At 71.2% G+C, this 24,029-nt stretch carries 20 protein-coding genes; 13 read left to right on the top strand and 7 right to left on the bottom strand.

What is annotated here, in order from left to right; genetic code table 11:
- Window positions 1-183: 183 nt before the first annotated feature.
- On the top strand, window positions 184-1,488 hold the full coding sequence (gene clpX, locus SXIM_RS07680; RefSeq protein ID WP_030725591.1) for an ATP-dependent Clp protease ATP-binding subunit ClpX: 1,305 nt from the start codon (window positions 184-186) through the stop codon (window positions 1,486-1,488).
- Window positions 1,489-1,593: 105 nt separating this feature from the next.
- Here clpX and SXIM_RS07675 read toward each other — a convergent pair whose 3' ends face one another.
- Together SXIM_RS07675 and SXIM_RS07670 are read right to left on the bottom strand one after the other, a co-directional pair.
- Window positions 1,594-2,649, bottom strand: a complete 1,056-nt coding sequence (locus SXIM_RS07675) for a hypothetical protein (protein ID WP_030725603.1) — start codon at window positions 2,647-2,649, stop codon at window positions 1,594-1,596.
- Between the two features lie 98 nt (window positions 2,650-2,747).
- Window positions 2,748-3,608, bottom strand: coding sequence for a hypothetical protein (locus SXIM_RS07670; protein WP_030725605.1), 861 nt, complete (start codon window positions 3,606-3,608; stop codon window positions 2,748-2,750).
- A 169-nt stretch (window positions 3,609-3,777) separates the two neighbouring features.
- Between SXIM_RS07670 and SXIM_RS07665 the strand changes: the two genes are divergently transcribed.
- The gene (locus tag SXIM_RS07665) at window positions 3,778-6,411 is read left to right on the top strand and encodes a valine--tRNA ligase (protein ID WP_046723388.1); all 2,634 of its coding nucleotides are present in this window, start codon (window positions 3,778-3,780) and stop codon (window positions 6,409-6,411) included.
- Here the strand turns inward: SXIM_RS07665 and SXIM_RS07660 are convergent.
- The 5 genes from SXIM_RS07660 to SXIM_RS07640 all read right to left on the bottom strand — a co-directional run bounded on the left by SXIM_RS07660 (window position 6,371) and on the right by SXIM_RS07640 (window position 10,540).
- Complete coding sequence (locus tag SXIM_RS07660) at window positions 6,371-6,835, bottom strand: S26 family signal peptidase (RefSeq protein WP_030725612.1); 465 nt, start codon at window positions 6,833-6,835, stop codon at window positions 6,371-6,373. The genes SXIM_RS07665 and SXIM_RS07660 overlap by 41 nt on opposite strands.
- Before the next feature lie 68 nt (window positions 6,836-6,903).
- A complete protein-coding gene (locus SXIM_RS07655; protein WP_046723386.1) occupies window positions 6,904-8,691 on the bottom strand; it encodes an ABC transporter ATP-binding protein in 1,788 nt (595 codons plus the stop codon).
- Window positions 8,688-9,185 (bottom strand): TlpA family protein disulfide reductase, encoded by a 498-nt coding sequence (locus SXIM_RS07650; RefSeq protein WP_046723384.1) that lies wholly within the window; start codon window positions 9,183-9,185, stop codon window positions 8,688-8,690. The genes SXIM_RS07655 and SXIM_RS07650 overlap by 4 nt, the downstream gene beginning before the upstream one ends.
- The gene (locus SXIM_RS07645; protein WP_046723383.1) at window positions 9,182-9,712 is read right to left on the bottom strand and encodes a MauE/DoxX family redox-associated membrane protein; all 531 of its coding nucleotides are present in this window, start codon (window positions 9,710-9,712) and stop codon (window positions 9,182-9,184) included. The genes SXIM_RS07650 and SXIM_RS07645 overlap by 4 nt, the downstream gene beginning before the upstream one ends.
- 54 nt (window positions 9,713-9,766) lie before the next feature.
- Window positions 9,767-10,540 carry an AfsR/SARP family transcriptional regulator gene (locus SXIM_RS07640; protein WP_158707961.1) on the bottom strand — a complete coding sequence of 258 codons (774 nt, stop codon included), beginning with the start codon at window positions 10,538-10,540 and terminating at the stop codon, window positions 9,767-9,769.
- A 280-nt stretch (window positions 10,541-10,820) separates the two neighbouring features.
- On the opposite strand from SXIM_RS07640, the gene SXIM_RS27305 reads away from it, so the two are divergent.
- The 11 genes from SXIM_RS27305 (at window position 10,821) to rodA (ending at window position 23,996) form a co-directional block, all read left to right on the top strand.
- Complete coding sequence (locus SXIM_RS27305; protein ID WP_030725627.1) at window positions 10,821-11,021, top strand: hypothetical protein; 201 nt, start codon at window positions 10,821-10,823, stop codon at window positions 11,019-11,021.
- A gap of 30 nt (window positions 11,022-11,051) precedes the next feature.
- Window positions 11,052-13,859 (top strand): FtsX-like permease family protein, encoded by a 2,808-nt coding sequence (locus SXIM_RS07635; RefSeq protein ID WP_046723381.1) that lies wholly within the window; start codon window positions 11,052-11,054, stop codon window positions 13,857-13,859.
- Between the two features lie 46 nt (window positions 13,860-13,905).
- A complete protein-coding gene (locus tag SXIM_RS07630; RefSeq protein ID WP_046723380.1) occupies window positions 13,906-14,673 on the top strand; it encodes an ABC transporter ATP-binding protein in 768 nt (255 codons plus the stop codon).
- A 29-nt stretch (window positions 14,674-14,702) separates the two neighbouring features.
- Window positions 14,703-16,298 carry a bifunctional tetrahydrofolate synthase/dihydrofolate synthase gene (gene folC / locus SXIM_RS07625; protein ID WP_046723377.1) on the top strand — a complete coding sequence of 532 codons (1,596 nt, stop codon included), beginning with the start codon at window positions 14,703-14,705 and terminating at the stop codon, window positions 16,296-16,298.
- Entirely contained in the window at window positions 16,298-16,645 is a 348-nt protein-coding gene (locus SXIM_RS07620) for a DUF4233 domain-containing protein (RefSeq protein ID WP_030725643.1), read from the top strand. The genes folC and SXIM_RS07620 overlap by 1 nt, the downstream gene beginning before the upstream one ends.
- Before the next feature lie 83 nt (window positions 16,646-16,728).
- Complete coding sequence (ndk, locus tag SXIM_RS07615) at window positions 16,729-17,142, top strand: nucleoside-diphosphate kinase (RefSeq protein ID WP_030725646.1); 414 nt, start codon at window positions 16,729-16,731, stop codon at window positions 17,140-17,142.
- A 349-nt stretch (window positions 17,143-17,491) separates the two neighbouring features.
- Window positions 17,492-18,511, top strand: coding sequence for a rod shape-determining protein (locus tag SXIM_RS07610; RefSeq protein ID WP_030725649.1), 1,020 nt, complete (start codon window positions 17,492-17,494; stop codon window positions 18,509-18,511).
- A 168-nt stretch (window positions 18,512-18,679) separates the two neighbouring features.
- Window positions 18,680-19,768 (top strand): rod shape-determining protein MreC, encoded by a 1,089-nt coding sequence (gene mreC, locus SXIM_RS07605; RefSeq protein WP_046723375.1) that lies wholly within the window; start codon window positions 18,680-18,682, stop codon window positions 19,766-19,768.
- A gap of 7 nt (window positions 19,769-19,775) precedes the next feature.
- On the top strand, window positions 19,776-20,489 hold the full coding sequence (gene mreD / locus SXIM_RS07600; RefSeq protein ID WP_030725655.1) for a rod shape-determining protein MreD: 714 nt from the start codon (window positions 19,776-19,778) through the stop codon (window positions 20,487-20,489).
- Complete coding sequence (gene mrdA, locus SXIM_RS07595) at window positions 20,486-22,804, top strand: penicillin-binding protein 2 (RefSeq protein ID WP_078846864.1); 2,319 nt, start codon at window positions 20,486-20,488, stop codon at window positions 22,802-22,804. Before mreD ends, mrdA begins: the two co-directional genes overlap by 4 nt.
- A gap of 61 nt (window positions 22,805-22,865) precedes the next feature.
- The gene (rodA, locus tag SXIM_RS07590) at window positions 22,866-23,996 is read left to right on the top strand and encodes a rod shape-determining protein RodA (protein ID WP_425473483.1); all 1,131 of its coding nucleotides are present in this window, start codon (window positions 22,866-22,868) and stop codon (window positions 23,994-23,996) included.
- Window positions 23,997-24,029: the final 33 nt, after the last annotated feature.

The raw sequence follows: 24,029 nt of genomic DNA, 5'->3' as shown, positions 1-24,029 counted from the left end.
GTAGCCAGGCAGGCAAGAGGCAGTACAAGGCTGTAACTGGCCGCCCCTTTTGGACGGGAAGGCCCCCGAGCCGGGGGATTCCCGCCAAGGGGGGCCATTCCGTCGGGGCGACAAGGTACCGTCGTCTAAGCAAGCACCAGGCACCGTCTCCCCGGCGGTGCGCAGGCGAAGGGGAAGCACCTCGTGGCACGCATCGGTGATGGCGGCGATCTGCTCAAGTGCTCGTTCTGCGGCAAGAGCCAGAAACAGGTGAAGAAGCTCATCGCGGGTCCGGGGGTCTATATCTGCGATGAATGCATCGACCTGTGCAACGAGATCATCGAGGAAGAGCTGGCGGAATCGCCCGGTTCGGAGCTGAGTGAGCTTCCGAAGCCGCGCGAGATCTACGACTTCCTGGAAAGCTATGTGGTCGGCCAGGACGACGCCAAGCGCGCCCTGTCGGTGGCCGTCTACAACCATTACAAGCGGGTGCGGGCCAGCGAGACCGAGGCGGGCGCGGCGCGCGACGAGGAGATCGAGCTCGGCAAGTCCAACATCCTGCTGCTGGGCCCGACCGGCTCCGGCAAGACACTGCTGGCGCAGACGCTGGCCCGGATGCTGAATGTGCCGTTCGCCATCACCGACGCCACGGCGCTCACCGAGGCGGGATATGTCGGCGAGGACGTCGAGAACATCCTGCTGAAGCTGATCCAGGCCGCCGACTACGACATCAAGAAGGCCGAACAGGGCATCATCTACATCGACGAGATCGACAAGGTCGCCCGCAAGAGCGAGAATCCGTCGATCACCCGCGATGTGTCCGGTGAGGGCGTGCAGCAGGCGCTGCTGAAAATCCTGGAGGGGACGACCGCGGCGGTGCCGCCGCAGGGCGGGCGCAAGCACCCGCACCAGGAGTTCCTCCAGATCGACACCTCGAATGTGCTCTTCATCGTGGGCGGCGCGTTCGCGGGTCTCGACGAGATCATCCGGGCCCGTTCGGGCGGCCGCGGCATCGGCTTCGGCGCCGACATCCGTTCCAAGCGGGAACGGGACACGGCGGAGCTGCTGTCGGACGCGCTGCCCGAGGATCTGGTGAAGTACGGGATGATCCCCGAGTTCATCGGCCGGCTGCCGATCATCACCTCGGTGCACAACCTCGACCGCGAGGCGCTGCTGCGGATCCTGGTGGAGCCGCGCAACGCGCTGGTCAAGCAGTACCAGCGGCTGTTCGAACTGGACGGCGTCGAGCTGGAGTTCGACCTCCCCGCGCTGGAGGCGATCGCCGACCAGGCGATCCTGCGCGGCACCGGGGCGCGCGGGCTGCGCGCCATCATGGAGGAGGTCCTGATGTCGGTGATGTACGAGGTCCCGTCCCGCCAGGACGTGGGCCGCGTGGTGATCACCGAGGACGTGGTCCGCTCCAACGTGAACCCGACGCTGGTGCCGCGCTCGCGCCTGGCGAAGCAGCGGGGCGGCAGCGGCGTTCCGCCGCAGGAGAAGACGGCCTGAGCACCCGTACCCGGCACGCACGGATACGACAGCGGCACGCACGACGGCGGGGCCCGGACACCGAGTGATGTGGTGTCCGGGCCCCGCCGTTCGACGCGTGAACCGTCAGCTCTCGCTGGGGGCGACGAGCGAGTCGGAACGCAGCTGGGCGGTGGCGTTGGCCGCTTCGTCGATGGGCATCTCCATCGCGGTCTCCGGCCCCTGCTGCTTCTGGAAGGCGGCGAAGCCCATGGTGCTGTTGTCCGCCCAGACACAGACCGGGACCTGTACGGTCTCGCCGATGAAGGCGTCCTCGACCTCCGCGTACTGGCACTTCATCGTGGCGCCGTTCAGGCCACTGGGTGTGACCTTCTCCGGGCTGCCCACCAGCTCGCCGTCCTCGCTGTTGGTCGCCTCTTCGGCGGCGTAGGCGAGCAGGGCGTCGACGGTGGCCTCGGGGTTCTCGATCTCGCCCCACAGCCCCACGCCGACCATGGAGGTCAGGACCGTGTTGCTCAGTTCGGTGGGGTCCATGCTCTCCAGCTGGGTGGGATCGGCGCCGGCGAGGTAGTTGGCGCTGGCACCCTGGGCATCCGGGCCGAGCCCGAACTGGGCCAGCTCCTCCTCCGTCATGCCGGAGCTTTCCTGGGACTCGATCTGGACGAACTCACCGGACAGCTCGGGGAAGCTCAGCGAGTACCCGACGAGCGTCTCGCTCTTCTCGTCGTCACCGCCGAGCAGCACCACACCGCCGACCGCCAGCGCGGCGACCACGGCCAGGGCGCCCACGATGATCCCGGCCTTCTTGCCGTTGCCGCCGCCGGAGGGCGGGGGCGGCATCTGGCCGTAGGGCGGCTGGCCCGGGTACTGGCCGGGCGGGCCCTGCGGGGGCTGCTGGCCGTACGGGCCCGGTGCCTGGGGCTGGCCGTAGGGGGCACCCTGCGGCTGACCCGGCTGCCCGGGGTACGCGCCGGGCGGCGGGGGCGGGCCCGGCTGTCCCGGCTGCTGCTGCGGGTAGCCGTAGCCCGGCCCGCTGGGAGCTCCCGGAGCGCCGCCCTGCGCGTACGGGTTGGGCGCGCCACCGGGCGGACCCGGCGGCGGCGGTGCCCCGTACGGGCCGGGCTGGCCGGGCTGGCCCTGCGGGGGCTGCTGCCCGTACGGGCCCGGCTGGTACTGACTCATGGGTTTTTCCCCTTATCACTGCGACAAGCGTTACCGCTCATCCTGTCCGACGAAATGCCCCCGTGTACATCCGCCCCCGTGCGCTCTTGCGGCGGCGATCAGTCCTCGCCCGGAGCGCCGTCCCCGGCCGGAACCTCGACCAGCGCGAAAGCGCGCAGCTCGGAGGCGAGTTCCGCAGTCCGTTCCAGATTCAGCGGGACGGTGCCCTCGGCGGTGCCGGGAATGCCGTACACCACACCGATCGTGCTGTAGTCGCTCCAGATGCAGACGAAGGAGACCTCGGGCTCGCCGGATTGCGGCTGGACCGGCCTCATCTCCTGGCAGGAGAGCGCCGCGTTGTGCAGGCCGCCGGGGCTCATGGAAGAGGGCGAGCCGACGAGTTCCACCCGGTCGTCCTCGTCCGCGTCCTCGTTCAGGTCCTCGGCGATCATCGCGAACATCTCGCCGGGGGCGTTCGCCGGATCCGTCACCGTGCCCCAGGAACCCTGGAAGAAGAGGACGTTGGAGTCCTCGGACGACTCGTCCTGGGCGTAGGCGGCCATGGCCGCGCCCTCCTCCGTGAAGCCCACCCGGCGCGCTTCCTCCGAGGTGAAGAAGTCCTCGGTCTCGTCGCCGTACGTCAGCGTGTAGCCGCCGACCTCCTCGGGGGTGGCCAGCGTGTACCGCGTGCCGTCGTCCTTGAGCGAGGGGCCGTCGTCGCCGTTCAGGACCAGCACCAGCCCGACGCCGAGCGCGGCGGCGAGGGTGAGCACACCCGCGGTGATGCCGATCAGCTTGCCGTTGCCGCCGCCGGAAGCGGGTCCGGCGGGCTGCGGCGGGACCTGCCCGTACGGCGCGCCCCCATACTGCGGACCTCCGTACTGCGGGCCCCCGTACGGTGCGGAGGGTGGCTGCGGCGTGCCGTACCCGTGCGGGGGCGGCGGCTGCGATCCGTACGGTCCGGGCGGTGGCTGCGTCATGGTGATCCCCGTGTGGCCGGCATCTCATCTGACCGGATGCCTCATGTACCCGGCATTGTGCCGCAGATGGGGAGGCGGCCCGCGCCCGTGCCGTCCGCCACCGGCGCCCCGGCCCACCGCCCCGCAACCGATTCGAGGAGCGGCCCACCCCGCCCGTAGACTGGGCTCCGTGACCGAGAACACTCAGCCGCCCGCCACCCCCGGGCCCCACAGCGCCGCCACCGAACTCCCGACGCAGTACGCGCCGGCCGAGGTAGAGGGGCCGTTGTACGAGCGCTGGGTAGAGCGCGGTTACTTCGAGGCGGATGCCTCCAGCGACAAGCCCCCGTACACCATCGTCATCCCGCCGCCGAATGTCACCGGCACGCTCCACCTGGGCCACGCCTTCCAGCACACCCTCATGGACGCCCTCACCCGCCGCAAGCGGATGCAGGGGTACGAGGCGCTGTGGCTGCCCGGCATGGACCACGCCGGCATCGCCACCCAGAACAAGGTCGAGCAGCAGCTCGCCGAGGAGGGCAAGTCCCGCCACGACGTGGGGCGCGAGGAGTTCGTCGAGCGGGTCTGGAAGTGGAAGCAGGAGTACGGCGGGCGCATCCTGGGCCAGATGCGGCGGCTCGGCGACGGCGTCGACTGGTCCCGTGAACGCTTCACCATGGACGACGGGCTCTCCCGCGCCGTCCTCACCATCTTCAAGCGGCTGTTCGACGACGGGCTGATCTACCGCGCCGAGCGCATCATCAACTGGTGCCCGCGCTGCATGACGGCGATCTCCGACATCGAGGTCGACTACCAGGAGGACGCCGGCGAGCTGGTCTCCATCCGCTACGGCGACGGCGAGGACTCCCTCGTGGTGGCCACCACCCGCGCCGAGACGATGCTGGGCGACACCGCCGTGGCCGTCCACCCGGACGACGAGCGGTACGCCCACCTCATCGGGCGGCGGATCAAGCTGCCGCTGACCGACCGCAGCATCCCGGTCGTCGCCGACGCCCACGTCGACCCGGAGTTCGGCACCGGCGCGGTCAAGGTCACCCCGGCCCACGACCCCAACGACTTCGCCATCGGCCAGCGCCACGGCCTGCCCTCGTTCACCGTCATGGACGAGCGCGGTGTGATCACCGTGCGCGGCCCGTTCGAGGGTCTGGACCGCTTCGAGGCGCGCTCCACGATCGTGGCGGCGCTGCGTGAACAGGGCCGGATCGTCGCGGAGAAGCGCCCCTACATGCACTCCGTGGGCCACTGCTCGCGCTGCAAGACCACGGTCGAGCCGCGGCTGTCCATGCAGTGGTGGGTCAAGGTCGAGCCGCTGGCCAAGGCCGCCGGTGACGCGGTGCGCGACGGCCGGGTCGCCATCCACCCGCCGGAGCTGTCGAAGCGCTACTTCGACTGGGTCGACAACATGCACGACTGGTGCATCTCGCGCCAGCTGTGGTGGGGCCACCGCATCCCCGTCTGGTACGGCCCCGACGGCGAGACGGTGTGTGTCGGGCCCGACGAGCAGCCGCCGAGCGGCGAGGGCTGGACCCAGGACAGCGACGTCCTGGACACCTGGTTCTCCTCCGGCCTGTGGCCGTTCTCCACCCTGGGCTGGCCCGAGCAGACGCCGGACCTGGAGAAGTTCTACTCCACCGACGTCCTGCTGACCGGCCACGACATCATCTTCTTCTGGGTCGCCCGGATGATGATGTTCGGCCTGTACGCGATGGACGGCAAGGAGCCGTTCCACACCATCGCGCTGACCGGGCTCGTGCGCGACGAGTTCGGCAAGAAGATGTCCAAGTCCAACCCCAACTCGGTGGACCCGCTGGACTGGATGGACAAGTACGGTGCCGACGCCGTCCGCTTCACCCTGGCCCGCGGCGCCAACCCCGGCGCGGACGTGCCGATCGGCGAGGACTGGGTCCAGGCCTCCCGCAACTTCGCCAACAAGATCTGGAACGCCACCCGGTTCGCGCTCATCAACGGCGCCACCGTGGAGGGCCCGCTGCCGGAGACCGCCGAACTGTCGGCCACCGACCGCTGGATCCTGTCCCGGCTGAACACCGTCATCGCCGAGGCCGACGCCGCCTACGAGAGCTACGAGTTCGCCAAGGCCAGCGATCTGCTGTTCCACTTCGCGTGGGACGAGGTCTTCGACTGGTACGTCGAACTGTCCAAGACCGTCTTCGCGGCCGGCGGCCGCCCCGCCGAGGCATCCCGGCGGGTGCTCGGCGAGGTCCTGGACGCCACGCTCCGGCTGCTCCACCCGGTGATCCCGTTCGTCACCGAGGAGCTGTGGACCACCCTCACCGGCGGCGAGTCGCTGGTCATCGCCTCCTGGCCGCAGGACAGCGGCTTCCGCGACGCGGCGGCCGAGGACGAACTCGCCACTGTCCGCAAGCTGGTCACCGAGGTCCGCCGGTTCCGCGCGGACCAGGGTCTCCAGCCGGGGCAGCGGGTGCCGGCCACCCTGGACCTGTCCGGCACCGGCCTGACCGCGCACGAGGAGGCCGTGCGGGCGCTGCTGCGCCTCAACCCGGCAGGCGAGGGCTTCGCGGCCACCGCCTCGCTGCCGGTTGCGGGCGCCGTCGTGTCCCTGGACCTGTCCGGTGCCATCGACTTCGAGGCCGAGCGCAAGCGGCTGACGAAGGACCTGGGCGTGGCCGAGAAGGAGCTGAAGCAGGCCACGGCCAAGCTGGGCAACGAGGGCTTCCTGGCCAAGGCTCCGGCCGAGGTGGTCGAGAAGATCAAGACCCGCAAGGCGGCGGCCGAGGCCGACATCACCCGCCTGACCGCGCAGCTGGCGAACCTCCCCGGCTGACCCCGGCCCGCCACACCACCCGTCCCAGCACCGGCCCCAGGGGGACGGGGCCCACGGCCCGCGAGTCGGTACTGGCCGCCGGGTTGTCGCCGAGCAGCACGGCGGCACCCGGCGGTACCGTCCCGTTGTATCCGGCGGCCACCATGCCCGGCGGCATCGGATCACCGGCCAGCGCGGCCAGCCGCTTCACCCACAGCCGGGGGAGGGTCTCCCTGGGCGGGGCAAGGAACACGGCGCCACCGGGCAACTGCACGGGGCACACCACGAGATCACCCACCCGCAGCCGCTTCGCCGACACCCGCCGCACCAGCAGCCGGTCACCGGCGTACAGGGTGGGCTCCATGCTGTGCCCCTCGACGGTGCTGTACAGGAACGCCCGGCGTGCCCACACGACCAGTGCGCCGCCGGCGATGACCGCGGGCACAGCAGCCTTCCCCGGACGTCGTCCGCGGGTACCCCCAGCCCACCGTCCCCGCCTGCCCCGGCGCCCGGTCACACGCCGTCCAGCTGGAAACCGGCGGCCTGGCTGCGGAAGGCCGCCGCGTAATGGCCGCCGACCGCCAGCAAGTGCTCGTGGGTGCCGAGTTCGGCGATCCGGCCGTCCGCCAGCACCGCGATCCGGTCGGCGTCGCGGATCTCGCTCAGCCGGTGCGAGACGAGCACCCGGGTGCGCCCCGCGCCGTGGTGGTGGATCAGCCGGCCGACCTCCGCCTGGGCGAGCGGGTCGAGGCCGGACGTCGGCTCGTCCAGGACGAACAGGTCCCGGTCCTCGCGCATCATGGACCGGGCCAGGGCCAGGCGCTGGAACTGCCCGCCCGACAGCACCACGCCGTCGTCCTTGCCGCTCTCCCCGAAGTAGCCGCGGCTGAGCATGGTCCGGTACCCGGCCGGCAGCGCCGCCAGCACGTCGTGGATGCCCGCCCGGCGTGCCGCCTCCGCCACGCGCCGCTGGTCGTGGGCGCGCTCCGGGTCGCCGAGCCCGATGTTCTCGGCCGCCGTCATCTCGTAGCTCATGTGGTCCTGGTAGACGACGCTCAGCCGCTCGCGCAGCGCCTCCGGCCGGATGTCGCGCAGATCGGTGCCGTCCCAGCGGACACTACCGCGCTCCGGGTCGTAGAACCGGCACAGCAGCTTGATCAGCGTGCTCTTGCCCGCGCCGTTCACCCCGACCAGGCCCAGGGACTCGCCGGCCGCGATGCGCAGGTTCACGCCCCGGAGAATCCACGGGTGGTCCGGCCCGTACCGGAACCACACGTCGCGCAGTTCCACGGCCCCGCGCAACGGGCCGATCGGCCGGGCCGGTTCGCGCGTCGTGAGGACGGGCGGCGCCGTCACCAGCTCCGTGTAGGCGCGGAAGACCAGCAGGTGCTGGTGCCCGTTCGCGACGGCCCCGACGAGGGTGCCCAGCGTGCTCTGCACGGCGGCGATCGCCGTGACGACCAGCGTCAGTTCGCCGACACTCAGCGCTCCGTCCCGGACCCGGCCCACCGCCCACAGCAGGCCACCCGCCGCCACGCCCGCCGTGATCACCGTCGGCAGCCCGTTCAGCAGCAACGCGCGCACATCGAGCCGCAGCCGCTCCCGGTCGGCGGCGTGCCGCTGCGCCATCATCCGGCGACGCAGCAGATCGCCGATGCCGAACAGCCGAACCTCCTTGGCGCCCGGTGCGTCCGCCAGCAGCATCATGTAGAAGACCTCGCGCCGCTGGTGCGCGGTCAGTCCATGTACGGCGCCCGCCCTGGCCCGGGCCACCCGGATTTCGGCGAGCAGCTTGGGTACGGTGCCCACTGCCACCAGCACGGCCAGCAGCGGATGGATGCCGATCAGCACGGCGGCGAAGCCGAGCAGCGTGAGTGCCGAGCGCACCAGCGCCATCGCGCAGTCCAGCAGATCGGTCGGGGCGTGCTGACCGCAATCCTGGGCCTGGCGCAGCTGGGTGAGCCGGTCGGGGTTCTCGTACCAGGCGAGGCCGGGCTGGGCGGTGACGGCGCGGAAGAGGCGGTTCTGCGCCTGCCGGGCGACGGCGCGCGCGAGTTCGCCCTGGGCGAGCCGCTGGAGGTACGGCAGCAGGGCGGCCAGGATCCCGCAGGCGGCGAGTGCGGACGCGTACCCGGTCAGGGTGCTCTCGCCGCGCGTCAGCCCGTCCACGAGGCGTGCGGTGAGCCAGGCGGCGGCCACCGGGATCAGCGCCTCCACGACCGTGAGGAAGAGGGTCGCGGCGAGCACCGCGGGGCGGGCGCGCAGTGCCAGCGAGAACGCGGTACGGGCGGACTCCCTCATCCCGTGAGCCGCCGTTCGAGGTCGGACGGGCCCACGGCGGACCAGCGCAGCGCGCCGTCCTCGGTAAGGGCGTGCACACGGGGAAAGCCGTCCACGCCGAAAGCGGAGACCCAGGGTGAGTTCAGTGGGACCCGTAGCACCTCGGCGACGGGTGACAGCACGTCCAGGTAGGTCCGGCTGTCGGAGTCCGGGTCCACCTCGACGACCACGGCGGTGACCTTCTTCGTACCGCCCGGATGCGCCTCGGCGGCCCGGGTGAACGCCGGCAGCAGGTCCTCACAGGCGCCGCAGCCCGGGGAGAAGAAGCCGACGAGGGTGGGTGACCCGGCGGGCAGCACGATGGGGACGCCGACGGGTGGGCCGGTGACCGTGTCATCGGTGGCAGACGGGCCGTGGGCCGGTTCGGCGCGCAGCCGGCGGATGATGCCGTAGCACAGCAGCAGATTGAGCGCGGTGACAGCCAGCGCGAGGACGGACAGCACCAGGGCGATCACGTGCGCCTCCTGATCGTGGACGGGAAGAACAGCTCCGTGATGTCGTCCAGCCCGATGAGCACCAGCGCGGCCACCGAGCCGACCGCGACCGCCACGGCCAGTACCTCGGCGTTCGCCGGCCCGGCGGCGGGCAGCAGCACCAGGCCGCACCCGGCGGCGAGCAGCAGCAGCCCGTTGCGCACCAGATGGACGCCGCGCAGCGGCCGGACACTCGGCCCGAAACAGGCGCAGCTGACCGCACGCCGCCCGATCACCACCCGGGCCACTCCGGCGGTGAGAGCCGCCAGCAGCAGCGCGGCGAGTACCAGGCCGTAGGGGGCGGTGGGGGTCGGCAGCACCAGCAGACCGGCGGCGGCCTCGGCGGTGATGACAGCGGTGGCGGTGAGCGGGATCAGGCGGGCTGGCAGGCCGAGTTCGCGCAGGGTACGACGCAGGGCGCGGACCCCGGCCGGGCGCAGCTTGCCGGTCGCGGACACCAGGAAGACCACGGCCAGCAACACCTGGCAGCTCAGCAGGACATACGCCATCGGCCCGCCTCCACACCTCGACCTCCGGCCGCTCCGGCCGGCCGGGCCCGTACGTTAGGAGGCCCCCGCATATGGCCGATACATCAAGCGCTCGCAGAGCTGTGCGAGTTCGGCATCCGGATCGCGGCCCAGCCCGTCCCGGAAGGCGGCGCGGGCCAGGGCGTACGACTCGGTGAGTCGGCCGTGCTCGCCGAGCCGGTGGTGGGCGCGCAGCACGTACTGCCAGCCGCGGGTGCGCAGCGGGTCGGCGGTCACGGCCTGCCAGGCTGTGTCCAGCGCGCGGCGCGGTTCGCCTAGTTCGAGCCAGATGCCAGCCAGATCCTCCAGGGCGCGCAGCCGCTTGATGTCGAGGTGGGCGAGTTCGGCGGCGAGCGGCCCGCGCCGGTCAAGGCCGGTGGCGGCGTGCTCGGAGCGCCACAGCTCCAGCGAACGGCGCAGGGCGACGGCGGCTCCGCGCGGGTCAGCGGCGGCGAGCAGATTGCGGCCCCGGTGCACGAGCCGGCCGAAGACCAGATGGTCGCTGTCGTGCGGGGACAGGCGTAACTCGTAGCCGCCGCCCGGATGGCTGAGCAGGATGTCGGCGCCGTCGCCGGGCAGGGCCCGGCGCAGCCGGTGGACGTAGGTGCGCAGGTTCGACAGCGCGGACCGCGGCGGTTCGCCGTCCCACAGCGCCTCGCACAGGGTGTCGAAGGACACCGCCTGGTTTGGCCGCAGCAGCAGCACGGCGAGCACGGCCTGCGGCTTCCCGACCCGCGGCGGTGGCTTCCCCTCCCCGGTACAGATCTCCACAGGACCCAACAGCCGGAACACGAGTCGTGGTTCGGGCATCATCGAAGACTTCTCCCACCCCTGGGGAACTACGGAACGAATGTTGCCGGTGACGCAAGGTCCGACCATAGAGGTGAAGCGCTTCACCTGTGAACCGGTGTGTGTGGGCAGGATGCGGCTCCCCGTTTCCGGCCGGTCGACGGGCCCGTGCTGTCGAAGCGTTTCGAGGGACGGAGCGGTGTCCGGTGTACCGACTGTGTGCGCGGGGTCTCTACGGTGTCCGCCACGAGGAACGGCGGCCCGCCGGTCCGCCGTCCGGAACACAGGAAGGGTGAGAACGATGAAGTTGCTGAACCAGCTCGCCGACGCCGCCCTGCGGCGCGTACTGCCATCGGCCACGACAGAGGCCGCGGCGCAGTACGACTGCCAGGTGGGCACCGCGTGCCCCGGGTACCCGGGGGCCAACATCTGGAACAACCGCAAGCGGGAGTGCCCCACCTGCCCGTGGATACCGTCCGGCTGCTGCTACAAGACTCCGTGACCGCCTGGTCATCCCACCCCTGAGGATCCCGTGCTCGCCCTGATCACCCAACAACTGCGCCGCCGTTCCGCACGGGCGGTGACGCTACTCGCCGGCGTGTTGGTGGCGAGCATGGGGTTCGTCCTGCTCACCGGCTCCGTCGACACCTCCCGGCTGCGGGTGCAGGCCACGGCGGACGCCAACTTCCGGGCCGCGTACGACATCCTGGTCCGCCCGGTGGACGCCACCAGCGAACTGGAAGCGCAGGCGGGTGAGGTGCGGCCGAACTTTCTGTCCGCCCAGTTCGGCGGGATCACCCTGGAGGAGTGGGAGCGCATAGCCGCCCTTGACGGAGTGGAGGTAGCGGCCCCGATCGCCATGCTGGGCTACCACAGGACGGATCTGTGGATCGACGTGGACATCACGGAGTCGCTGGATCCCGCTCTGGACCAGCAGTTGCTCAGACTGGACCGCACCTGGACCGCCGATCGTGGGCTGACCCAGGCGCTGGATCCCGGGCCGGACTTCGTGTACGTCACCAAGAATCGCGTCCTGGAGCCCCGTAAGGTTCCGTTCTCGGATGGAGTGATGCTGGAGGACGGCTATCTGCTCGACGGCGAAGTGCTGCGCATCGACACAGGCGGCTGCCAGGACAGTCGTCCGGCCGCGGAAATCCTGCCCCTTGGGGATGTGCTGCCTCTGTGCCGACTCGACCACTACGCTCACCGTGCCGATCCACTGACGTCCGAAGGCCGGGACCGGCTGATCGTGGTCGAGTGGCGGGAGGACGGATCCTTCTCCACCACCGGTACGGGCGAGGTCGACCACCCGAAGGTCGGCGAACGGGCCGTCATGCGGATCCCCTGGCCCACGACGCTGCTGGCGGCTGCCATCGATCCGGCGTCCGAGGCAGCTCTGGTCGGACTCGACTCGGCCATGGTGAAGGGTGACTATCTCACCGCCGACCCACCGCAGGTGACGGACGGGCACCCCGGGATGGATCGGGTCGACATACCGATGCTGGTGTCATCACAGCCGCAGACCGAGGAGTCCGTACGCGTCGATGTCGGCCGCCTCACCATGGACGCCGCCGACCTGCCCGGCAGAACATCCGCCGACATGGAACAACAACTGCCGCAGGTGCCGGTCGAGTCGCTCGGATCGGAGATCAGGGACTACGCGACCGCCTATGCCGGCGTGGTGGAACGGGATGACTTCGGAGTGTGGTTCAACAGACTCCAACAGGCTGACCCGCCGGTGTACCGGCCCGGTACCGATGTCCTGCGGCCCGGCACCACCGACCAGAACACCCGGAACAGCTGGACGACGGAAGTGTTTCTTGGGGAGGGCGTGCCGCCGTGGCTCACCCGGGACACCGGATTCCGTCAGTTGTATGGCACCACCGAGCTCCTGGCGAGCGTCGGCGGAAACGCCGTCGGCACCTTCGACCCCGGCAACGTCCAGGAGTTCTCCGAACTCTCCGAGGTCCCCCTGGAGTCCTACCGCCCCGCCGCCGCCTCCGGGGCGGACGAGCGGTCGCGGGAGCTGCTGGGGGAACGGCCCTGGCTGCCCAACAGCAACCCGACCGGGTATCTCGCCACCCCGCCCCAGCTGCTCACCAACCTCGCCTCCCTCGACTACCTGCTGCACCCCGCCTCCCCGCAGGCCGCCGCACCGCTGTCCGCCGTGCGGGTCCGCGTGGAGGGGGTGACCGGACTGGACGACGCCTCCCAGGAGCGGGTACGGCAGGTCGCCGAACGCATCGCCACCGGCACCGGGCTCACCGTGGACATCACCGTCGGCTCCTCGCCCGCGCCGCGCCAGGTGGAGGTCGCCGCCGGACAGTTCGGCCGCCCCGACCTGCTGATCGAGGAGCACTGGACCCGCAAGGGCGCCGCTGTGACCCTCGTCCAGGAGGCGGACCGCAAGAGCGTGCTGCTGTCCGGCCTGGTGCTCCTGGTGTGCGCGCTGTTCACCGGCAACCTGGTCGCCGCCTCCGTCCGCACCCGGCGTGCCGAACTCGGCATGCTGGCCTGCCTGGGCTGGTCCGGGCGCCGGCTCGCCGCCCTCGTACTCGGCGAGGTCGCCGCCGTCGCGGCCACCGCCGCCGTGCTCGCGGCCGTCCTGGCCCCTTCGCTGGCCGGGCTCACCGGGCTGACGGTACGGCCCGCCCTCGTCCTGCTGACCGTGCCGCTCGTCGTCGCCCTCGCCCTGCTCGCCGCGCTCGGACCGGCCCTGCGCGCCGCCCGGATCGGGCCCGCCGGGGTGCTGCGCCCGCCGGTGCTGGCCGGGCGGCGGGCACGGGCCCGCCGTTCGGTGGCCGCGCTGGCTCTCGCGAACGTGACCCGGGTGCCGGTACGCGCTGCCCTCGCCGTGCTCTCCCTCGCCGTCGGCATCGCCGCCCTCACCTTTGTCACCGCGGTGCTGTGGCACTTCCAGGGCGCCGCCGCCGGCACCCTGCTCGGGGCGGCGGTGACGCTGGAGATCCGCGCCGTGGACATCGCCGCCGTCGCGCTCACCGTGCTGCTGGGCGCCTTCGCGCTCGCCGACGTCCTGTACGTCGGTATGCGTGAACGCGACGCCGAACTCGCCGTGCTGCGCGCCACCGGCTGGAGCGACCGCGCGCTGACCCGGCTGGTGCTGGCCGAGGGCGCGCTGCTGGGCGCGGCCGGCGCGATCCTGGGGGCCGCCGCCGGGGCCGGCCTGGTGGCGTGGGTGGTGGGCGCACTGCCCACCGGCGTACTGGCCACCGCGCTGGGCGCCGCGGCCGGCGGGGTGGGGCTCGCGATGGCCGCCTCGCTTTTCCCGGTCCGGCTGGTACGGGGCCTGCCGCTGGCCGCCCTGCTCAGCCGTCAGTGACATCCGTGACCGTCCACGACCCGCACATCCCACGAGAGGCCGCCCGATGAACATCCCAGGACCCGGGGGCGTCCCGGTGACCGTCAAGGACCTGCGCCGGACGTTCGGCTCCGGCCCCGAGAACCGGATCACGGCCGTGGACGGGGTGCACCTGGACATCGGGGCCGGCGAGTCGGTGGCGCTGACCGGCCCCTCCGGCTCGGGGAAGTCCACCCTGCTGCACCTCGTCGGCGCCGTGGAGCGCGCCGACGAGGGCGTGATCCGGGTGGGGGAGGATGAGATCACCGCACTCGGCCGCCGCGAGCTGGCCCGCTACCGGGGGCGGGTCGGGTTCGTCTTCCAGCGCTTCCATCTGCTGCCCGCGCTCACCGCGCTGGACAACGTGCTGGCCCCGCTGCTGCCGCGTCGCAGGGCCGACACGCCGTTCGACCGTGTCGAGCGCGCCACCGGTCTGTTGGCGGCGGTCGGCCTGGCGGGCCGGGAGAAGGCGCTGCCCTCCCAGCTCTCCGGCGGCCAGCAGCAGAGAGTGGCGATCGCCCGCGCGTTGATCGCCGGGCCCCGGCTGCTGCTCGCCGACGAGCCCACCGGCAATCTCGACTCCGCCACCGGCACCCGCGTCATGGACCTGATCGAGCGGCTGGCCGCCGAGCACGGCTGCACCCTGCTGATCGCCACCCACGAGGAGGCGGTGGCCGGGCGCTGCTCCCGGGTGCTGACGCTGCGGGACGGGCAGCTCGTCGCGGACGTCCGCACCGGCCGTGCGGAGCCCGCCGCCACCTCTCACCCGGGTACCGATCCGGACAAGGGGCGGTGAGTGTCGGTGGGGGTTCGTAGACTGGCATCGTGACTGAGCACTCCCGCCCCGAGCCCCCCGACTCCGGCGAATCCGGCGATGCCGGCACTCCCGAGAATCTCGACGCCGCCGCCTTCGAGGAGCTGATCGGCGCCGAGACACAGCGGGACCCCGATCTCGCGGTGATCGAGGCCGGCAGCCGCACGCTGCGCACCCAGGCCGGCCCGCCCACCGGGGACGGCGTGCCGGAGCGGCCCGCCGACCCGGAGGTGGACCGGGCGCTGCGCGAGGTCGAGACGGAGCTGTCCAAGCGCTGGGGCGAGACGAAGCTCGACCCCTCCGTCGAGCGGATCAAGGCGCTGATGGACGTGCTGGGCGAGCCCCAGCACGCGTACCCCTCGATCCACATCACCGGCACCAACGGGAAGACCAGCACGGCCCGGATGATCGAGGCGCTGCTGGGCGGTTTCGAGCTGCGCACCGGCCGGTACAGCAGCCCGCACGTGCAGTCCATCACCGAGCGCATCAGCCTGGACGGCGCCCCGATGTCCGCCGAGCGGTTCATCGCCGCCTACGAGGACATCAAGCCGTACGTGGAGCTGGTGGACGCCCGCCAGGAGTACCGGCTGTCGTTCTTCGAGGTGCTGACCGCCATGGCGTACGCGTCGTTCGCCGACGCCCCGGTGGATGTGGCGGTCGTCGAGGTCGGCATGGGCGGCACCTGGGACGCGACCAACGTGCTGGACGCCGGGGTCTCCGTCATCACCCCGATCAGCCTGGACCACACCGACCGGCTCGGCCCCACGCCGGAGCGGATCGCGGTGGAGAAGTCCGGGATCGTCAAGCAGGACGCCACCGTGGTGCTGGCCCAGCAGCAGATCGAGGCGGCCTCGGTGATCCTGCGCCGGGCCGTCGAGGTGGACGCCACCGTGGCCCGTGAGGGCATGGAGTTCGGCGTGGTCTCCCGCGAGATCGCGGTGGGCGGCCAGTTGCTGACGCTGCGCGGGCTGGGCGGCGAGTACCCGGACATCTTCCTCCCGCTGCACGGTGAGCACATGGCGCACAACGCGGTGGTGGCGCTGGCGGCGGTGGAGGCGTTCTTCGGCATCGGCGCCACCCAGGCGTCCGCGACGCTGGACATCGACGTGGTGCGCGCCGCGTTCGCCGCCGTCACCTCGCCGGGGCGCCTTGAGGTGGTGCGCTCCAGCCCCACGGTGCTGCTGGACGCCGCGCACAACCCGGGCGGCGCGCAGGCGGCGGCCGCGGCCGTGACGGAGGCGTTCGGCTTCAGCCGGCTCATCGGCGTGGTCGGCCCCAGCGCCGACAAGGACGTCACCGGGCTGCTGGAGGCCTTCGAGCCGATCTTCACGGAGGTCGTGGTCACCCGGAACGCCAGTCACCGTGCCATGGACGTGGACGCGCTGGCGGCCGTCGCGGTGGAGGTCTTCGGCGAGGACCGGGTACAGGTCGAGCCGCGCCTGGACGACGCCCTGGAGGCGGCCATCTCGCTGGCCGAGGAGGAGGACGAGTACGCGGGCGCCGGGGTGCTGATCACCGGATCCGTCATCACGGTCGGGGAAGCCAGAATGCTGTTGCGCGGCCCGGAGCGGCCCGGCGGCGCGGGCCGGGAAGCGGGGGACCGCTGATGCGTACGCTGTGTTCCTCCACGCTGATCTCCGAGGTGCTGGTCATCGGGCTCGCGGCGCTGGTCGCGGTCCGGCTGACCGACACCTCCGCGACCACGATCTGGGCGGTGAGCGGGACGGCCATGGTGCTGTGCCTGCTGCTGTGCGGCCTGGTCACCCGGCCCGGTGGGGTGCAGTTCGGCTGGGCCCTGCAGATAGCGCTGATCGCCAGCGGTGTCGTCGTGCCGGCGATGTTCGTGCTCGGCGTGATCTTCGCGGGCCTGTGGTGGGCATCGGTCCATTTCGGCCGGAAGGTGGACGAGATCAAGGCCGCGCACGCCGCGGGGGCCGCCGCTGCGGCCCCGTAGCCCCGGGCCGGGTGCGGGAGGGCGGTGATATCCCGGGTAAGGTGCCGGTACTTCCCCGGATTCGTTTCCCCAGGAGCCACCCCATGTCCCAGCGCACCCTTGTCCTTCTGAAGCCGGACGCGGTCAGGAGGGGCCTGATCGGTGAGATCGTCGGCCGCATCGAGAAGAAGGCGGGCTGGACCATCACCGCGCTGGAACTGCGCACCCTGGACCGGGCCACGCTGGAGACGCATTACGCGGAGCACAAGGGCCGGCCGTTCTACGAGCCGCTGCTGGAGTTCATGACGTCCGGCCCGTCGGTGGCGCTGACCGTCGAGGGCGAGCGGGTCATCGAGGGGCTGCGGACGCTGTCCGGCCCCACCGACCCGATCACCGCCACCCCCGGCTCCATTCGCGGTGACTTCGGGACGATCGTCCGGGAGAACCTCATCCACGCGTCGGACTCGGAAGAATCCGCCGAACGCGAGCTGAAAATCTTCTTCCCCGGGCGCTCCTGAATCACCGCTGAATCCCCGTCAGTCCGACACGGGGTCCGATCAGCGGCACCAGCCTGAACGCATTCCGCCTTTGTGGTATGTACAGTCGAACGAGGGAACCCGTCACCCGAACACGACGTCACCATGATGGAGGGCGGGCACGGTTCCCGCGACAATGGCGAAAGCGGCGCTCCGGCGCTCCGTGTTCGACCGGCCGTGGATACGATGGCATCAGCCGCCACACTCTCCCCCGGACTCCGTCCGGGCGAGGGAGTACCCCCAGGCGTGCCTCGTTCATCGCACCCCCGTGCCGACCTCCCGCCCACATCGCTCCAGCTGGAAGGCCAGATGTATCCCTATGGCGAACAATATGTCGTTCATCGGACGTGACATGGCAGTCGACCTCGGGACGGCCAATACGCTGGTGTACGTCAGGGGTCGCGGGATCGTACTCAATGAGCCATCGGTCGTCGCCATCAACACCAACACCGGTGGCATTCTCGCGGTCGGCGCCGAGGCGAAGAAGATGATCGGCCGGACCCCCGGCAACATCGTCGCGGTCCGCCCCCTGAAAGACGGGGTCATCGCCGATTTCGAGATCACGGAGCGAATGCTCCGCTACTTCATTCTCAAGATCCACAAGCGGCGTTATCTCGCCCGCCCCCGGGTCGTCGTCTGTGTGCCCTCGGGTATCACGGGAGTCGAGCGGCGCGCGGTCATCGAGGCGTCCACCCAGGCCGGTGCCCGCCAGGTGCACATCATCGAGGAGCCGATGGCGGCCGCGATCGGCTCCGGGCTCCCGGTCCACGAGGCCACCGGCAACATGGTGGTGGACATCGGCGGCGGTACGACCGAGGTCGCGGTCATCTCGCTGGGCGGCATCGTGACCGCGCAGTCCATCCGGGTGGCCGGCGATGAGCTGGACAACGCGATCATCCAGCACATCAAGAAGGAGTACAGCCTCCTGCTGGGCGAGCGCACCGCCGAGAGCATCAAGATCACCATCGGTTCGGCCTACGAGATGGACGAGGACGAGCACACCGAGATCCGGGGCCGCGACCTCGTCAGCGGGCTGCCCAAGACCGTGGTGATCTCCTCGGCCGAGGTCCGCAAGGCCATAGAGGAGCCGGTCAACTCCATCGTCGACGCCGTCAAGACGACGCTGGACAAGTGCCCCCCCGAGCTGTCCGGCGACGTCATGGACCGCGGCATCGTCCTGACCGGCGGCGGTGCCCTGCTGCGCGGCCTGGACGAACGGCTGCGCCGGGAGACCGGCATGCCGATCCACATCGCCGAGGACCCGCTGGACTCGGTGGCGCTGGGATCCGGCAAGTGCGTCGAGGAGTTCGAGGCGCTCCAGCAGGTGCTGGACGCCCAACCCCGCCGCTGATCGCGGCCACAGCCCGGCCGGACGACCATCCCCGGCCGGGAGGTGCCCCCAGACGGGGGTGATCCGCAGCCGCGATCCGCCGCGTGGACCACACGAGTCCACGCGGCGGACCGTCGGCGGCGCAGGACCTGAACGACTACCTGTTCCAGAAAGGCACGGCCGCCGCACGTGAGGGACACACGAGAGAGCCGACTGCTTCTCGTCCTGCTGGTATCCATCGCCTTCGCGCTGATCACGATGGACATCAGGGGTGGGGACAACTCCCCGCTCAACGGGCCCAGAGAGGCCACCGCGGCCTTCTTCGGACCCGTGGAGAACGGCGTCGCCTCGGCGGTCGACCCGGTCGGGAACGCGATCGCCGCGGTCCGGGAATCCGGCGGCCGGCACGACCGCATCAGTGAACTGGAGCGGGAGAACGCCGAACTGCGCCAGCAACTGGGCAGCGAGGCGCACCGCGACTCCCGCATACAGCAGCTCGATGATCTGCTCCAGACCGCCGGGGCCGGCCAGTACGGCATTGTCGGCGCGCAGGTCATCGCCATCGGCGCCACCCAGGGCTTCTCCTGGACGGTGACGATCGACGCGGGCAGCAGGGACGGCATCGCCCGCGACATGACGGTCCTCAACGGTGACGGCCTGGTGGGCCGGGTCACCACCGTGGGCCCCAGCACCTCTACCGTGCTGCTCGCCAACGACCCCGGCTTCACGGTCGGCACCCGTCTGGAGGGCGGCGACGAACTCGGCTTCGCCACCGGGCGCGGCGACAACGCGCTCGACGTACAACTGCTCAACCAGGCCGCGCAGGTGAAGAAGGGCGACCGGCTGGTGACCTTCGGCTCGGCCGAGGACAAGCCGTTCGTGCCGGGCGTCCCGGTCGGTGAGGTCATCAACGTGGACCGCACGGCGGGCGACCTGACCCGTACCGTCCAGGTCCGCCCGTACGTGGCCTTCACCCGGCTCGACCTGGTCGGCGTCGTCGTCGAACCGCCGCGCGACAACCCGCGTGACACGGTGCTGCCGCCCCGGCCCGAGGACGAGAAGAAGTCCGCGGAGGACGAGGGCGACAAGACCGACAAGACCGACCAGGGCGACGGGTCGGGCACCGGCGACGAGGGTGAGGACGGCACCGAGGAGGGCGGCGAGGACGGCGGCGTGCAGAACCGCACCACACCGGGCGAGTCCCCGGGCCCCGGCGACAGCAACGCCCGCCGCGAGCAGGACGCCGACCAGGACGACGACCCCGCCACCAGGAATTGAGCTGACCATGCGCGTCTCCCGCACGATCCTCGCGGTGATCCTCGTCGTCGTGGCGCTGGTCCTCCAGGTCACGATCCTGGCCCGGCTGCAACTGCCCGGCGCCGTCCCCGATCTGCTGCTGCTCACCGTGCTCGGCCTCGCTCTGGTGTACGGCCACGTCGGCGGCGCCCTGGTGGGCTTCGGCGCCGGGCTGCTCGCCGACCTGGCCCCGCCGGCCGACCACGCGGTGGGCCGCTACGCCCTGGTGCTGTGCGTCATCGGCTACGCGGCCGGCCTCACCAAGCCCGAGACCGGCCAGCACCGTTCGGCGACCGTGCCGATGCTGGTGGTGGCGGGCGGCGCGCTGTCCTCCACGCTGCTGTACGCGGGTGTCGGCGCGCTGGTCGGCGACACCGCGGCCCGCCATGTCGGGCTCACCGGGCTGCTGCTGACGGCCACGCTCTACGATCTGCTGCTCGCCCCGTTCACCGTGCCGCTGGTGATGGCGATGGCCCGGCGGCTGGAGAACGACCCGCTCAAGGGCGACGGCTCCGGCGGCCCCTCGTCGGGCGGCGACAACCTGTCCGGCTGGTTCGGGGGCGGCACCGGGCTCAGCACCCGCGGGGGCGGCCGGCGTACCCGCTACGGCAAGGCCGCCCGCATCGGTGGCCAGCGCAGCACGTTGCTCAGTCGCTCGGCCCGTAACCGGGCGGGGCGCATCAAGGGGGTCAAGCGACTGTGAGTAACATCCCGGAGACCGGGCGGACCTCGCGCGTCACCATCCGGCTGATCATCATCCAGATACTGGTTTTCTCGCTGCTGCTGACCCTCGGCGGCCGGCTGTGGTACCTCCAGATCCGGCAGGGCGACGAGTTCGCCGCCGCCGCGGCCGGCAACCACGTGCAGCAGGTCGTCCAGCCCGCCGTGCGCGGCGCCATCCTCGACGCCCGCGGCGTGCCCATCGCCGACAACGAGACCCGTCTCGTCGTCTCCGCCGACCGCTCCCAGCTCACCCGGATGAAGGACGACGGCGAAGCCGTCCTCACCCGGCTGGCCGAACTCCTCGGCATGGAGTACGAGGAGATCGCACAGCGCATCCGGCTGTGCGACGCGCAGACCCCGCAGCCGTGCTGGAACGGCTCCCCGTACCAGCCGATCCCCATCACCGACGAGGCCACCCCGCAGCAGGCGCTGCAGATCCGCGAGCGCTCCGAGGACTTCCCCGGCGTCAGCGCCGAGCCCACCGCCGTACGCCGCTACCCCGCCCCGTACGGCTCGCACTCCGCGCAGGTGCTCGGCTACCTCTCCCCGGTCACCGACGACGAGGTGGCGGACGCGAAGGACACCGACGCGCCGCTGCTGCGCTCGGACCAGATCGGCCGCGCCGGCCTCGAACGCACCTACGACAGCTATCTGCGGGGCCAGCCCGGCGTCACCCGCTACGAGGTGGACAAGTTCGGCCGCGTCATCGGCGAGGCCGAGGGCGAGGCCGCGGCGGCCGGCTCCAACGTGGTCACCAGCATCGACTCGCGGGTGCAGGCGGTCGCCGAGCAGGAACTCATCGGCGCGATGGAGGAGGCCCGGGCCCAGACCGACGAGATCACCGGCCGCCCCTACGAGGCGGACTCCGGCGCCGTGGTCGTCCTGGAGAACGCCACCGGCCGCGTCGTCGCCATGGCCTCCGCCCCCGACTACGACCCCAACGTGTGGGTGGGCGGCATCAGCACCGAGAACTACCAGGCACTGACCGGCGACGACTCCAACTACCCGCTGCTCAACCGGGCCATCCAGGGCCAGAGCCCGCCCGGATCGACGTTCAAGGTGGTCACCTCGACCGCCGCCGTCAACGCCGGCTACGACTTCGACGGCCGCTACGAGTGCGGCTCCTCGTACAGCATCGGCAACCAGACGTTCAAGAACTTCGAGTCGCAGGGCTACGGCATGATCAGCCTGCACCGCGCGATCGAGGTGTCCTGCAACACCGTCTTCTACGGCATCGCGCACCGCGAGTGGGAGCGGGACGGCGGCATCAACCCCAAGGACGACCCCAACGACACCCTGTTCACCACCGCCCACGGCTTCGGCCTCGGCGCCCGCACCGGCATCGACCTGCCCGACGAGGCCAGTGGCCGCGTCCCGGACCGGCAGTGGAAGCAGGACTACTGGGAGGCGAACAAGGACAACTGGTGCGAGGTGGCCGAGACCGACCGCGAGGACTACGGCGCCCGGATCGCCCGCGAGAACTGCACCGAGGGCATGAAGATGCGCGCCGGTGACATGCTCAACTTCTCCATCGGACAGGGCGACGTGCTGGTCACCCCCATCCAGATGGCCTCCGTCTACGCGGCCATCGCCAACGGCGGCACTCTGTACGAGCCGTCCGTCGGCAAGGCCATCATCGGCGCGGACGGCACCGTCCTGGAGGAGATCGATCCCGTGGTCAGCGGTGAACTGCCCGCCGACGCCCAGACCGTCGCGGACCTCCAGTCCGCCACCGAGTCCGTGATCACCACCGGAAGCGCCAGCTGGCGCTTCATGGGCTGGCCGCAGGGCGAGATCCCGCTGCACGCCAAGACGGGTACCGCGGAGGCGTCCGGCGACAAGCAGACCACCTCCTGGCTGGCCACCTTCTCCCCGGACTACACGATCGTGATGACCATCTCCCAGGCCGGCACCGGCTCGGGGGCCTCCGGCCCGGCCGTGCGCAACATCTACGAGGCGATCTACGGGGTCGGCGAGGACGGTTCCGTCAACGCGGACCTGGCGCTGCTGCCCACCCCGCAGGCGGCGCTGCCGGAGATCGACGAGAACGGCACCATCATCGCCCAGCGCGACGAGCCCCGGGGCGAGGACGCGGAAGAGGGCGAAGAGGGCGAAGAGAGCGGCGAACCGGGCGAGGACGGCCAGGAGGAGGACCCGGGCGACCGGGAACTGCCCGACGGCCTCGAACCGGGCGGCGACCAGGACGGCGGACAGCAGCCACCGGGCGACGACCCGGCCGGCGAGCAGTGGAACGCGGGCAATGTGGCCGGGCGGGACGAGAGGTCGAACGACTGACGTGGGCGACTACTCCCTGAGCATCGGGCGGTTCGCACCCCGCAAGAGCGCCTGGCGGCGGATGACCGCCCGGGACTCGCTCGCCCGGCGCGTCGACTGGATCATGCTGCTGGCGGCCGGCGCGCTGTCGGTCATCGGCTGCGTCCTGGTGTGGTCCGCCACCCGCAACCGCACCGAGATCAACAACGGCGATCCGCAGTACTTCCTCATCCGGCAGTCCATCAACCTCGCCGTGGGCATAGCCCTGGCGGTGGCCGTCATGTGGCTGGGGCACCACCGGCTGCGCAGCGCGGTCCCCGTCTACTTCGGATTCACCCTCGTGGTGATGCTGCTGGTGTTCACCCCGCTGGGCACTGAGATCAACGGCCAGCGCAACTGGCTGTCGATCGGCAGCTACACGATCCAGCCCGGCGAGTTCGCCAAGGTCGCCGTCGTCCTGGCGATGGCCATGGTGCTCGCCGCCCAGGTCGACGCGGGCGACAGCGAACACCCGCGGCGCCGCGCCGTCCTCCAGGCGCTGGCCATCGCCATGGTCCCGGTGACCATCGTCCTCATCGACGACATGGGCACCGCGATGGTGCTGTGCGTCATCGTCCTGGGCATGCTGCTGGCCTCCGGCGCCTCCCTGTGGTGGACCTCCGGGCTGCTGGCGGCGGCCGTGGTCGGCGCCGTCCTGGTGTGGATGCTCGACATACTGGACGAGTACCAGATCAACCGCTTCGCGGCCTTCGCCAACCCGGCGCTCGATCCGGCCGGCGTCGGCTACAACACCAACCAGGCCAGGATCGCCATCGGCGGCGGCGGACTGTACGGCAAGGGCCTGTTCGAGGGCACCCAGACCACCGGGCAGTTCGTGCCCGAGCAGCAGACCGACTTCATCTTCACCGTCGCCGGCGAGGAACTCGGCTTCGTGGGGGCCGGCGGGATAATCCTGCTGATCGGGGTCGTGCTGTGGCGGGCGCTGCGCATCGCCAGGGAAGCCACCGACCTGTACAGCACGCTGATCGCGGCGGGCGTCGTCGCCTGGTTCGCGTTCCAGTCCTTCGAGAACATCGGCATGGCGCTGGGCATCATGCCGGTCGCCGGCATCCCGCTGCCGTTCCTGTCCTACGGCGGCACCTCCATGTTCGTGGGCTGGATCGCCATAGGGCTGCTCCAGTCGATCCGGATGAAACGCCCGCTGTCGGCCTGAGCGGTACGCCCCTACCGTGGAAGCGGAGGGCAC

The organism is Streptomyces xiamenensis, assembly GCF_000993785.3.
In the GTDB taxonomy this organism is placed as follows: Bacteria; Actinomycetota; Actinomycetes; order Streptomycetales; family Streptomycetaceae; genus Streptomyces; species Streptomyces xiamenensis.
The sequence above is the reverse complement of the archived record's forward strand: the minus strand, read 5'-3'. Positions and strand labels throughout refer to the sequence as shown.